Origin of the sequence: Micrococcus sp. SL257 (assembly GCF_026625585.1) — a bacterium.
GTDB classification, from domain to species: domain Bacteria; phylum Actinomycetota; class Actinomycetes; order Actinomycetales; family Micrococcaceae; genus Micrococcus; species Micrococcus luteus.
On the sequence record NZ_CP113053.1, the window covers coordinates 1,679,736 to 1,692,192 of the forward strand.

Here is a 12,457-nt window from a genome sequence, read left to right on the forward strand (position 1 = left end):
GATCAGTGACCGTGCTGGCCGCGACCCGCGCCGGCCTTGCCGGCGACGATGCCCACGACGACGCCCACGGCCATCAGGGCCACGCCGATCCAGACGACGACGCTCCAGTCGGCGAGCAGGCCGACGCAGCCGGCCACGAAGCCGACGAGCACGAGCGCCACCATGGCCCACGCGCCGGGCGAGTTGCCGTGGCCGGGCAGCTCGAGGTGGGTCGGGTCGTTGAGCACCAGGCCGTCCTCGGTGACGACGACGTCCTCGACGGCGCCGCGGCGGGCGGCGCGACGGGTGGTGGGCTCGGTGTGCGCGGTGTTCGCGGTGTGGCTCATGGCTGTCCCTCACTGGTGCGTGGTGTACATGACGACTGTCCCTCATTGTGCCATGCGGGCACGGGGCCGGGCCCGCGTGACCCGGGACGACCCGGGCGGTGCGGGGCGGTCCGAGAGACGGGCACTCACGTGGGGTCGTTGCCGCGGGACAGCTCGTCCCACGCGTCCATCTGGTCCACGCGCCGGCGCTGGGCCGCCTCGCGGGCGGACTGCGCGGGCTGCTCCCCGGCGGCGGCCGGGCCGGGCTCGGAGGCCGCAGGCGCCTTCTCGTAGCGCCGGGACGAACGCCAGCCACGGCCCGCCAGTGCCGCCACGACGCCGCACAGCGCCGCGAGGACGCCGCCAGCCGCCGCGACCCACGGCCACGCCGTCACGGCGTAGTCCTGCGCGAGCGCAGTGGTCCCGGTCGCGTCGGCGACCGCGGCGGCCGCCGTCGTCGCCGGATCCAGGGCGGCGGTGACCGAGGTCGAGGCGATCACGACCCCGGCCAGCGCCATGAGCACGCCGACGATCACGGCGCCGAGGCGCCGGGCGGTGGTCAGGGCGAGGGCACCGGCCATCACGACCAGGGCCATGGCGGTGGCGACGGGCGCGGCGGCGCCGCCCGACGTCGTCGCCTCGGAGGCGATCCCGCCGGACAGGCCCGTGGCGGTCACCCAGGTGCGGCCCGCCGTGAGCAGCACGAGCCCGCCGGCGGCCAGCGCGGTGAGGACCACGGTGCGGCGGCGCATCACGCCTGCCCCAGCTCGCCCGCGGTCAGCACGGACCGCAGCGGCGCCGTCGCCTTGGTGACGGTCTCGGCGGTCTCGGCGTCGGGATCGGAGTCGGCGACGATGCCGGCGCCGGCCTGCACGTGCGCCTGGCCGCGGTGCAGCGTGGCCGAGCGGATGTTGATCGCCATGTCCATGTTGCCCGCCAGGTCGAAGTAGCCGACGACGCCGCCGTAGGGCCCGCGCTCGGTCGGCTCCCACTCGTCCAGCAGCTGCAGGGCGCGGGGCTTCGGGGCGCCGGACAGCGTGCCGGCGGGGAAGGCGGCGCGGAGGACGTCGAGCGCGTCGACGTCGTCGCGCATGCGGCCCTCCACATGCGAGACCAGGTGGAGGATGTGGCTGAACGCCTCGAGCTCCATGAACTGGGTGACCTCGACGGTGCCGGGGCGGCACACGCGCGAGAGGTCGTTGCGGGAGAGGTCCACGAGCATGAGGTGTTCGGCCCGCTCCTTCTCGTCCTCCAGCAGGTCCTTGCCGAGGAGGCGGTCGTCCTCCTCGGTGGCCCCGCGCCGCCGTGAGCCGGCGATCGGATGGGTGACCACGCGGCGGTCCCGCACGGTGACGAGCGCCTCGGGCGAGGAGCCCACGATCTCGTACGGCTCCCCGTCCGGGGTCTCGAAGGAGAAGAGGTACATGTAGGGGCTCGGGTTCACCGTGCGCAGGACGCGGTACACGTCCAGACCGGTGGCGTCCGTGGTGACCGAGAGGCGGCGGGAGACGACGGCCTGGAACACGTCGCCGTCGCGGATCGCCCGCTGGGCCTTCGCGACGGCCTCGCGGAAGCCTTCGGCACCCCACCGGTCCTCGGCCTGGGCGGCGACCTCGTCCGCGTCCGCCTCGAGCCAGCGGCGCGGGACGTCGCTGACCGGGTCCGCGGCCGGGGCGGCCAGGCGCTCGACCATGGCGTCCAGGCGGGCGAGCGCGTCGTCGTAGGCGCGGTCCGCGCCGGTGGCCAGGCCGTTGCCGTTCACCGCGTTGGCGATCAGCGTCACGGTGCCGTCGAGGGCATCGTGCACGGCCAGGTCGGTGACGAGGTTCATCGCGAGGTCGGGCAGGCCGAGGTGGTCCTCGGGCGGGTGCGGCAGGCGCTCCCACGCGCGGACCGTGTTCCAGCCCAGGAAGCCGGCCATGCCGGAGACGAGGTGCGGCAGGACGCCTCCGACCTCGGCGCGCACGTCCGTGCGCAGCAGGCGCAGGCACGCCGCGAGCACGTCCAGGGCGCGGCCCTGCGTGGGCAGCCCCTCGGGCGGGGTGCCCTGCCAGTGCGCCTCGCCGTTCCGCGAGGTCAGGGTGACGGATGAGCCGGCCCCGATGAAGCTGTACCGGGACCACGCCGCGCCCGGGGTGGCGGACTCCATCAGGAAGGTGCCGGGGCGGGAGCCGGCCAGGCGCCGGTGGATCGCCAGCGGCGTGAGGCCGTCCGCCAGCACCGTGCGGACCACGGGGATCACGCGGGCGGTGTCCGCCAGACGCAGGAACTCCGCACGGGAGGGAGTGGTGGCGGCGGTCATCGGGCGGCCTCCTCGGGGTCGACGGCGGCCGGCGGCATGACGAGCTCGCGGCCGGTGAAGCAGGTGCGGGTGCCCGTGTGGCAGGCGGGGCCGGTCTGGTCCACGGTGAGCAGCAGGGTGTCGCCGTCGCAGTCCGCGTGGACCGCGCGCACCCGCTGCAGGTGGCCCGAGGTCTCCCCCTTGCGCCACAGCTCGCCGCGCGAGCGGGACCAGTAGGTGGCCCAGCCGGTCTCGAGCGTCGCGCGCAGGGACTCCTCGTTCATCCACGCCATCATGAGCACCTCGCCGGTGCCCTCCTGCTGGGCGATGGCGGGCACCAGGCCCCGGTCGTCGAAGGTCACGGAGGCCACGAGGTCATCGGGCGGGGAGAGGCTCATGGAGGTCCAGTCTAGGGAGCCGGAGCGGGGCGTGGCCGCCGGGGTAGGCTCCCCCGCACCCTCGGGCCGGCGCCCCCGCGACGACGCGGCCGCCGCGCGGACGGTTCCGTCCGGGGTCAGCGGACGGTGTGCCCCGCCTGCCGCAGGGCGTCCTTGACGCGGGCGAGCATGTCGTCCGGGCCGAAGTGGAACAGGGAGGCGGCGAGCACCGCGTCCGCGCCGGCCGCGACGGCGGGCGGGAAGTGCTCGGGCTCGCCGGCGCCGCCGGAGGCGATCAGCGGCACGCGCGTCACGGCGCGCACGTCCCGGATCATCTCCAGGTCGAAGCCCTCGCGGGTGCCGTCCGCGTCGATCGAGTTGAGCAGGATCTCCCCCACCCCGCGCTCGGAGGCCTCCCGGCACCAGGCGACGGCGTCGATGCCGGTGCCCCGGCGGCCGCCGTGGGTGGTGACCTCGTAGCCGGAGGCGCAGCCCGGGTCCTCCGTGCGCCGGGCGTCGAGGGAGAGCACGAGGACCTGGGACCCGAAGCGGCGGGTGATCTCCGTGATCACCTCGGGCCGGGCCACGGCCGCCGTGTTGACGGAGACCTTGTCCGCCCCCGTGCGCAGCAGCCGGTCCACGTCCTCGACGGTGCGCACGCCGCCGCCCACGGTCAGCGGGATGAAGACCTCCTCGGCCGTGCGGGTCACGACCTCGTAGGTCGTGGCGCGGTCCGAGGTGGAGGCGGTGACGTCGAGGAACGTGAGCTCGTCGGCGCCGGCGGCGTTGTAGCGGCGAGCGAGCTCGACCGGGTCGCCCGCGTCACGCAGGTTCTCGAAGTTCACGCCCTTGACCACGCGCCCGGCGTCCACGTCCAGGCAGGGGATGACACGCACGGCGAGGCTCACGTCGGCTCCTTCGTCTCGGGGGGCTCGGGCGGGACGGCGCGGGCCGTCAGAGGCGGATCGCGTGGATCGCGGAGATCAGGATGCCGCGGGCGCCCAGGGCGTACAGCTCGTCCATGACGCGGTTGGCGTCCGGTTTGCGGACCATGGAGCGCACGGCGACCATCGTCTCGTCCCGCAGCGGGGAGACCGTCGGTGACTCCAACCCCGGGGTGACCGCGGTGGCCGCCTCCAGCAGGTCACGGCGGATGTCGTAGTCGATCATGACCCAGCGGCGGGCCACGAGCACGCCCTTGAGGCGGCGCAGCAGCACGTCGAGGCCCTCGGGGCGCTCCCCCGCGCGGCCGATCAGCACGGCCTCCGAGTCGAGGATGGGCTCGCCGAAGACCTCCATGCCGGCGGCGCGCAGAGTGCTGCCGGTCTCCACGACGTCGGCGATCGCGTCCGCCACGCCGAGCTTGACGGAGGACTCCACGGCGCCGTCGAGGTGCACCACCGTGGCGTCCAGGCCGGTGCGGGCCAGGTAGTCGGAGAGCAGGCCGTCGTAGCTCGTGGCGATGCGCTTGCCGGCGAGCTGCTCGGCGGAGGTGAAGGAGCCGGCGGGGGCGGCGAGACGGAACACGGAGCGGCCGAAGCCGAGCGGCATGATCTCCTCGGCGGTGTCCCCCACCTGCGCGTCGCAGAACAGGTCGCGGCCGGTCAGACCGACGTCGAGGGTGCCCTGGCCGACGTAGACGGCGATGTCCCGTGGGCGCAGGTAGAAGAACTCCACCTGGTTCTCGGGGTCCACGAGGACGAGCTCGCGGGAGTCCCGGCGTTGCCGGTAGCCGGCCTCGGTCAGGATCTCGCGGGCGGACTCGGACAGGGCGCCCTTGTTGGGCACGGCGATGCGCAGCACGCGTCGGTCTCCTCGGGGATGCGGTGGGGCGGGCGGGGAATGGGGCCGGCGGCCTCAGAGGTGACGGTAGACGTCCTCGAGGCTGATACCGCGGGCGATCATCATGGTCTGCACGTGGTACAGCAGCTGAGAGATCTCCTCGGCGGCGGCCTCATCCGACTCGTACTCGGCGGCCATCCAGACCTCGGCCGCCTCCTCGACGACCTTCTTGCCGATCGCATGGACGCCGGCGTCGATCTGGGACACGGTGCCGGAGCCCTCGGGGCGCTCCTGCACCTTGCGCGTCAGTTCCGCGTACAGCTCGTCGAAGGTCTTCACGGGACCACCCTAGCGACCCGGCCCCTCCAGCCCGGACCGCAGTCGGTCATTGTGACGGACGGGACGGCGGGGTCTTCGCCACGCGCTGCACCTGTGAGCCCACGTGGTACGTCCAGGCCGCCCAGCATCCTCCCCCTCCCCGGCCTGCATGCTCTTCCATCCCCCATCGGGACACGAGCGCGAGGCATCGCGGCTCCAGGACGAATCCACGAGACTCGGTCGTCCTCCGGGCGGCCATCCGATCCACCTCCCAGCGGCCCACGCGGTGGGGGGTGAGGGGGGACGGGCTGAACGCGCCCGTGCGGTCCGAACGGACGGCCCGGGCGAGCTCCGACAGGTGGGCACGACACGCTCGTTCCTGACCCCAGCGACGACACCGCTCCTTGCACACCTGTGACACCGCCCGGTAGATCACTGCCCCGAACTCCGCCCGGGCCCACCGCACAGATCTGTTGGGCGACGCACGCATCCATCTCGTGGACTGTCCACGCGTGCTGACCTCGGGTCCAGGTCCCGGAGGCCACTGGTGGGCGGCGCGGCCGCGCCTACGTCGCCGACGGGGAACCGGCATGATTTGGCGAGCGGTCCTGCGGAGGAATCGCCGGCGTGGCCCTCCTCCCCCTCCTAGACGGGGAGCAGAACGCCGTGCTCGGACCCTCGGATTGGACCATGACCCACCATGATGAAGGTGCCCCATTCCGTCCCCCGCGCCGGCGCACCACCGTGCGGGGCGTCGGCCGACTCCCACCGGGGCTGGCCTGCAGGTCCCCGACGGTCTGTCCCACCACGTCATGGACCCTCCTCCACTTCTGTCCAACAGCCCGGGCCGGGGCCGTGACTGACGCGATGGCCTTGTGGGTGGGCGGGGCGGGTAAAGGGGTATACCCGACTTGACGGCGCGGGGCTGGCCCAACGAGGACTCGGCACCGGGGATAGCGCAGCGAATCATCCTCCACCGAACCCGGCGTTCAACACCCTGTGCTGCCGGCCGGTGCGAGGATGGGCGACATGACGGCGACTCCCCCGGCACCACGTCGTGTCTGCATCGTGCTCTTCGAGGGCTTCGAACTGCTGGATGTCTTCGGCCCCGCCGAGCTCTTCGGGCTGGTCCCACAAGTGAGCGTGGAATACGTCGGCCCTCAGCCCGGCCCGGTCACCAGCTCCCACGGCGCCCAGGTCGTCGCAGACCTCGCCTACGCAGACCTCGCCCAGCCCGGCATCCTGCTGGTCCCCGGCGGCCAGGGGACCCGGCGGCTCGTGCACGACCAGGAGTTCCTCACTTGGTTGCGGCATGTGGCCGGCACAGCGCAGATCCTCGCCTCCGTGTGCACCGGTTCGGCTCTCCTCGCCGCGGCCGGTCTGCTCGAGGGTCATCAGGCGACCTCGAACAAACGTGCCTTCACGTGGGCCGCCGGCTTCGGCACGCACGTGGACTGGAAGGCACAGTCCCGGTGGGTCCAGGACAGGAACCGGTGGACGTCCTCTGGTGTAGCCGCAGGCATGGACATGACCGCCGCACTGATCACCGAGCTGCATGGCGAGGCCGTCGCCGAAGCGGCCACACGCCGCGCAGAGTACGAGCCCCACACGGACAGCTCCCGGGACCCGTTCGCCGCCCGCCACGGCTTGAGCTGATCTCTTCCCTTCCGACCCCATGGCGGCGACCCGGACTACCCCGAGCCGTCGTCGTTGCCTCCCACGACCGGTGGCTCCCACATCGTGTCGCACTCCTCTCCCTTCGGGCCTCACCGACATGCGCCGGCGACGTGCCCCAGGGGCATCTTCTCCTGCGCCGGTCCATCCACAGGACCACGCGGACACCTGTCCAGCGCACGCCGGCTGACGTACCAGCGTGGTCCCGCAGGGTCCTCGACAGGGGGTGGTGTCCGCTCGGGGCCGGGCGGGCACCTCCAACTGCTTCCGCCACGGGGTGGGGCCTAGGGCAGCCTGGGGTCGTGCCGGGGCCAACGCAGCGGCGGGGCTCGGGGTGGCCACCGAGCCCAACGCGAACGCCCTCGCGCTGCTGCGCGGGGGCGTCGTGGTCATCGTCCGCTCTCGTGGTCCTCCCGGCACTCCGGGCAGGGGCTCCTTCGGGGGGCATCCGGTCGGCTCAATCGGTCGTTTGTGGCCATCCTGGCTCGCGCCATATGCATGGACACAAGTTCGAGACTGTCCGAGGCAGGGACCAGGTACTTCACTTCGACCGGCGCCGACGAACTGGTTGACATCTCCGGCCCGCCGGGCTCTGCTTGCCCTCATGACGGAACAGGTTCGCCTCCGGCCACTTTCCCCGGGGGATGCACCCGAGATGGCCAGGGTCCTAGGGCGTGTCTGAGAATAGATGCACGAGTCAGCTGAGACCCTGGGGACATGTCCCGGTTCCAGATGCTCTCTGACACCCAATGGGAGTTGATCGCCCCGATGCTCCCGACCCGGACCGGCCGCGCCGGCAGGCCGTTCGCCGACGCCCGCACCATGGTGGAGGCGATCATCTACCGGTACCGGTGCGGAATCGCTTGGAGGGATCTGCCCGAGGTCTACGGGCCCTGGCAGACCGTGTGGACCTGGCATCGGCGCTTGGCTGAAGAGGGCACATGGGACACGGTGCTGGCCACGCTGACCGCCGCCGCTGACGCCGAAGGCCTGATCGATTGGTCGGTCTCGGTGGACTCCACGATCGCCCGCGCCCACCAGCACGCGACGAACATCACCCGCCACACAGGGGGATGGATCGAACTACAAGAATCCGCGTGAGGAGCCGGCCGATCACGGCATCGGGCGCTCCCGTGGCGGGCTGAGCACGAAGATCCATCAGCTCGTGGACGGGACCGGGCTGCCGCTGGTCAGCCTGATCACCCCCGGCCAGGCAGGGGACTCCCCGATGCTGCTTCCTCTTCTGGCGCAGCTGCGCGTGACCCGGCCAGTAGGGCGGCCCCGGACCCGCCCCGAGGCCGTGCTGGGCGATAAGGCGTACTCCTCCCGGGCGATCCGCACCCACCTACGTGCCCGTGGGATCAAAGCGGTCATCCCCGAACCGGCCGACCAGCAGGGCCACCGCAGACGGCGCGGTGCCCGCGGCGGGCGCCCCGTCAGCCTCGACGCGGACGCCTACAAGGGCCGCAACGTCATCGAGCGTCAGTACGCGCACCTGAAGCAGTGGCGGGGTCTGGCGACCCGGTATGACAAGTACGCGATCGTCTACCGGTCCGCTGTGGTGCTGAATGCTGTGATCGCATGGTCCAAACGATTGTCAGACATGCCCTAGCCGACCCGGCCCTCTACCAGTACACCGGGGGTGAACCGCCGACCGTCGAGGGGCTCACCCGCCAGTACACCCTTCAGAGCCGGGGCCACTCGGCTGATGAGACCGAGACCTGGCTCAATCACGTGGTGGTATTCGAGACCTCCGGGGAAGCACTCGGCTACGTTCAAGCCACTATCCCGGTCTCTGGCCAGCCCGCCGAAATCGCCTGGGTCATCGGAGCACCGTGGCAACGCCAGGGCTGCGCCTCAGCAGCAGCTGCTCTCCTGCTGGCTGAACTCGCGGACATGGGCGCGAAACAGGTCATCGCCCATATCCACCCCGACCATGAGGCGTCAGTCGCCGTGGCCCGTCGTATCGGAATGAGCCCGACCGGCGAGGTCGTGGACGGCGAAGTCCGATGGGAGGGCCCGGTGACCCCCAGGGGATGACCGGCCCCTCCCCCACGTCCCCCGCCTTGGGGCGTCGAGGGCGTGTCTCCCAACGTGGCAGGGTATTGGGCGACAGGATGGAGTCGTGTCGCGTACTCATACCCGGCTGGACATCCTGGCGGGCAGATGCCCGATGTCGGCGGCGAGGCCACACCCCACCCTGCCCTGCGACCGGTTACCGGTGGTAATGTGCCGCCATTATTCATTCGACCCCTTTTGGAGCCCCTGAATACATGAGCGACGGCCCAGCCGCCTGCCCTGGTGACAGTCCGAGCGTCACCCCCACCCCACCCCGCAGCTGGCGGGGTCGCCTGCACCTCGTGGGGAGGTGACTCAGGCATGGATCCAGTCCTGACACTGATCCTCGGATCCCTCATCATCCTGGCGATCATCGCCGCCAACGGCTTCTTCGTGGCCCAGGAATTCGCGTACATGTCTGTCGACCGCGTCCGCCTGCAGACCGCCGCCAAGGCCGGCGACCGCGCCGCCGCCCGCGCACTGCAGGTCACTCGCCGCACCTCCTTCATGCTCTCCGGCGCGCAGCTGGGGATCACGGTCACAGGCCTCATGGTGGGCTACGTGGCAGAGCCGATGGTGGGTGCGGCCCTGACCGAGTTGCTCGGCGGCACCGCACTGCCTTCTGAAGTGGTCATCGCCATCTCCACGCTGGGCGTACTGATGGTGGCCACCCTGGTGCAGATGATCATCGGCGAGCTGTACCCCAAGAATTTGGCCATCGCCAACCCCGAGCCCTTGGCCCGCGCTCTGGCCAGGCCCACGCAGATCTACCTCGGCCTGTTCGGCTGGCTCATCTGGGTCTTCGACAAGGCGGCCGAGGTGCTGCTCAAGCTCCTGCGCATCGAGCCAGTGCACGACGTCGACAGCACCGCCACCGCCGAGGACCTGGACCGCATTGCCCTGGACTCCAGAGCGTCCGGATCCTTGCCCGCGGAGGTCTCCGTCCTGATCGACCGGGTGCTGGACTTCCCAGACCAGGACGTGCAGCACGCGATGGTGCCCCGCTCGCGTGTGGACGAGGTTCAGCCCCAGACCTCCCTGGCTCAGGTGCGCGACCTGATGGCCACCGGCCACACCCGCTACCCGGTGATCTCGAACGAACACGAACCGCTCGGGGTAGTCCACCTCACCGACCTGCTCGGTGAGACCCGGATGGCCCCGGACACCCCCGTGTCCGCCCTGATGCGCCCTGCACTGGTGCTGCCCACGATGATGTCCCTGCCCGACGCAGCCCGGGAGCTCGACGGCTCAGGGCAGCAGATGGCGTGCATCGTGGACGAGTTCGGCGGCTTCGTCGGCGTGCTCACAGTGGAAGACCTCGCGGAGGAGCTCGTGGGCGAGCTCACGGACGAGCACGACCTGCACCCCCAGGAGGAGATCACCGCCACAGGCCTGCACTCCTGGGTCCTGAGCGCAGAGGCCCACCTGGACGAGCTCGAGCGCCTCGTCGGGCACCCCCTGCCCGTGACCGAGGCCGAGTCCGCCGCCGGTCTGACCATCGACGCTCTGGGCCGTCTGCCCCGGGAAGGCGAGGTCATCACGATCGACCTGCCCGAGGACCCACGAGACTTCGGGGCTGAGGAGGTCTACGACCGCCACCTGCAGGTCGAGGTCCTCTCCATCCAACGCAGGGTCCCGGCTCGACTGCGGATCCACCTCATCGAGGTGCCCCGCTCTGACACCGCCGGCAGCCATGCCGCCCACGAGGCCCAGCCCGACGCCACCACGGACGAGGAGCGATGATGCACGGTCCACTGATCGTCATGCTCGTGACCACAGCGCTGATCGTGCTCAGCGCGATCTTCGTCATCATGGAGTTCTCCCTGCTGGGCGCCCGCCGGCACCGGCTAGAGGCCGAGGCAGGACGCAGCCGCGCCGCGCGGGCCGCTCTCAAGGGAGTCGACGAGCTGACCCTCATGCTCGCCGCAGCCCAGTTGGGCATCACCTTGTGCACCTTCGCCCTGGGGGCGATCACCAAGCCGGCCGTCGACGCATGGCTCGGCCCCGTCCTGGAGGACTGGGGCATCCCCGCAGCGGCAGCCGGAACCGCCTCCTTCGTCCTGTCCTTGCTGGCCGTGACCTTCCTTCACCTGGTCATCGGGGAGATGGCCCCCAAGTCCTGGGCCATTGCCCACCCCGAGACCGCAGCCAAAGCCGTGGCCGTGCCCGCACGCGCCTTCGTCTGGACCGTTCGCCCCCTGCTGCTGCTGGCCAACCGGCTGGCCAACCGCCTGGTGACCCTCAGCGGCGTCACCCCCGTGGACCAAGCCGCCGTGGGCGGCTACGACGCAGCGGCCATTCGTCAGCTGGTTGAGCACTCCGCCGCCGCCGGCACCCTGGACCGGCAGAACCATGAAGCCTTGGCCGGTGCCCTGGACCTTCAGACCCTCACTCTCGGGGACCTCCTCCCCCAGGGTCAGCACCCGGTCAAGGTCGCCCCCGACGCCGACGTCGAGGCGGTCCAGAATGCCGCTGCGTGCTCAGGGCACTTGCGTATCCTGGTCCAGCCGGACCATACCCCTGAGAGCGTTCCGGGCGTCGTCCACGTGCGGGACACCCTCACGATGGAGCCTTCTGCGCCAATCCAGCCGCTTATCCAGCAGGCTCTGACGCTGCCCTCCACCACACCGTTGCACGAAGCACTTGCCTCCATGCGCCGCAACAGCCGCCAGCTGGCCGCAGTAACCCAGGACAACCGGTTCACTGGGGTCGTCACCCTCACCGACGTCTTGCGCGGAGTGTTGCCCCGCGCGGCTTGAGTCCACACCTCGGCAACACCACCGCGGGGGCCGCTGAAACGGCCCCCGCGGTGGTGTGGACAAAGAATCAGAATCGGCACAGTGGCCTCGCCCCCCATTCCGGCCTCAATGGGCTCAGTCATGCTCCGACTCACGGGCGTGTAACGGCTAAATCGGTCGTTTGTGGCGGCTGCTCGGTGTGCCGCCCGGTGTCATGTGTGGCTTGCGCCGCTATATGGCGGGGTTCTGTCGGAGCTCAGTGGCGGCCTCCAAGCACGCGGGCAAGAGGGCGCTGCGAGTGAGGCTCACGTTCCGCAAGCCGATCCTTCACCGGGACAGCGGCCGACGGCAGGCCGGAGGAATAGGCGTCGCGATAGGGTGCACCCCGCGCAACAGAACCGTTGCGAAAGGTCTAACACCCCAACGCAACAGAGTGGGCCGCCATGCGCTGCCACGGGCCCGTGAACTTCGGTGTCACAGGTAGCGGCAGACATCCTCGGGGGAGCACGTGGCCGGGTCGCCGGCGGCGGCGTCCTCGCGCAGGTCGGCGATCGTGGTGCGTAGCTGCGCGAGCTCGGCGAGTTGCCGGTCGATCACATCAAGGCGGGTGTCGAGCAGGTCGGTGACGTGCCGGCAGGGGGCCTGCCCCCGGTCGCGGATGTCCAGCACCTGACCGATCTGGGCCAGGGTCAGCCCGGCCGCTTGCCCCCGGCGGATGAAGTCCAGCCGGTCGAGCACCTCGGCGCCGTAGTCCCGGTAGCCCGCCGGGGTGCGGTCCGCGGCGGGTAGCAGCCCGACCTCCTCGTAGTACCGCAGGGTCTTGCTCGTCGTGCCCGACGCCCGAGCCACCTCACCGATCCGCATGCCACTCATTCTCCCCCTTGACCTTCCAGTGCACTGGAAGGTCGATCCTGAGGGCGATGA

At 71.1% G+C, this 12,457-nt stretch carries 13 protein-coding genes; 5 read left to right on the top strand and 8 right to left on the bottom strand.

Annotated elements, in window-relative coordinates; all coding sequences use genetic code 11:
• Positions 1-2: 2 nt before the first annotated feature.
• From OVA32_RS07700 to OVA32_RS07730, 7 genes are all read right to left on the bottom strand, one after another.
• Positions 3-326, bottom strand: coding sequence for an HGxxPAAW family protein (locus OVA32_RS07700; RefSeq protein ID WP_036338645.1), 324 nt, complete (start codon positions 324-326; stop codon positions 3-5).
• 125 nt (positions 327-451) lie between these two features.
• Positions 452-1,057, bottom strand: a complete 606-nt coding sequence (locus OVA32_RS07705) for a Trp biosynthesis-associated membrane protein (protein ID WP_041102692.1) — start codon at positions 1,055-1,057, stop codon at positions 452-454.
• Positions 1,057-2,607 carry a chorismate-binding protein gene (locus tag OVA32_RS07710; RefSeq protein ID WP_041102691.1) on the bottom strand — a complete coding sequence of 517 codons (1,551 nt, stop codon included), beginning with the start codon at positions 2,605-2,607 and terminating at the stop codon, positions 1,057-1,059. The genes OVA32_RS07705 and OVA32_RS07710 overlap by 1 nt, the downstream gene beginning before the upstream one ends.
• Positions 2,604-2,984, bottom strand: a complete 381-nt coding sequence (gene hisI, locus OVA32_RS07715) for a phosphoribosyl-AMP cyclohydrolase (protein ID WP_041102690.1) — start codon at positions 2,982-2,984, stop codon at positions 2,604-2,606. Before hisI ends, OVA32_RS07710 begins: the two co-directional genes overlap by 4 nt.
• Before the next feature lie 116 nt (positions 2,985-3,100).
• Entirely contained in the window at positions 3,101-3,871 is a 771-nt protein-coding gene (hisF, locus tag OVA32_RS07720; RefSeq protein WP_041102689.1) for an imidazole glycerol phosphate synthase subunit HisF, read from the bottom strand.
• Positions 3,872-3,917: 46 nt separating this feature from the next.
• Positions 3,918-4,766, bottom strand: a complete 849-nt coding sequence (gene hisG / locus OVA32_RS07725; RefSeq protein ID WP_041102688.1) for an ATP phosphoribosyltransferase — start codon at positions 4,764-4,766, stop codon at positions 3,918-3,920.
• A gap of 54 nt (positions 4,767-4,820) precedes the next feature.
• Entirely contained in the window at positions 4,821-5,084 is a 264-nt protein-coding gene (locus tag OVA32_RS07730) for a phosphoribosyl-ATP diphosphatase (protein ID WP_041102687.1), read from the bottom strand.
• 1,008 nt (positions 5,085-6,092) lie between these two features.
• Here OVA32_RS07730 and OVA32_RS07735 point away from each other — a divergent pair.
• From OVA32_RS07735 to OVA32_RS07755, 5 genes are all read left to right on the top strand, one after another.
• A complete protein-coding gene (locus OVA32_RS07735) occupies positions 6,093-6,719 on the top strand; it encodes a DJ-1/PfpI family protein (protein ID WP_041102686.1) in 627 nt (208 codons plus the stop codon).
• Between the two features lie 735 nt (positions 6,720-7,454).
• Positions 7,455-8,349, top strand: a protein-coding gene (locus OVA32_RS07740) for an IS5 family transposase (protein ID WP_119217444.1) whose coding sequence is annotated in 2 segments (ribosomal slippage) — positions 7,455-7,811 and positions 7,813-8,349 — 894 coding nt in all. Because the reading frame shifts where the segments join, the coding sequence is not laid out codon by codon here.
• Positions 8,319-8,777, top strand: coding sequence for a GNAT family N-acetyltransferase (locus OVA32_RS07745; protein WP_061867684.1), 459 nt, complete (start codon positions 8,319-8,321; stop codon positions 8,775-8,777). Before OVA32_RS07740 ends, OVA32_RS07745 begins: the two co-directional genes overlap by 31 nt.
• Before the next feature lie 339 nt (positions 8,778-9,116).
• Positions 9,117-10,538, top strand: a complete 1,422-nt coding sequence (locus OVA32_RS07750; RefSeq protein ID WP_041103920.1) for a hemolysin family protein — start codon at positions 9,117-9,119, stop codon at positions 10,536-10,538.
• Positions 10,538-11,554: a CNNM domain-containing protein gene (locus OVA32_RS07755; RefSeq protein WP_036337237.1), complete on the top strand. Its 1,017-nt coding sequence runs from the start codon at positions 10,538-10,540 to the stop codon at positions 11,552-11,554. Before OVA32_RS07750 ends, OVA32_RS07755 begins: the two co-directional genes overlap by 1 nt.
• 453 nt (positions 11,555-12,007) lie before the next feature.
• Here OVA32_RS07755 and OVA32_RS07760 read toward each other — a convergent pair whose 3' ends face one another.
• Positions 12,008-12,397, bottom strand: a complete 390-nt coding sequence (locus tag OVA32_RS07760; protein WP_036382791.1) for a heavy metal-responsive transcriptional regulator — start codon at positions 12,395-12,397, stop codon at positions 12,008-12,010.
• Positions 12,398-12,457 lie beyond the last annotated feature (60 nt).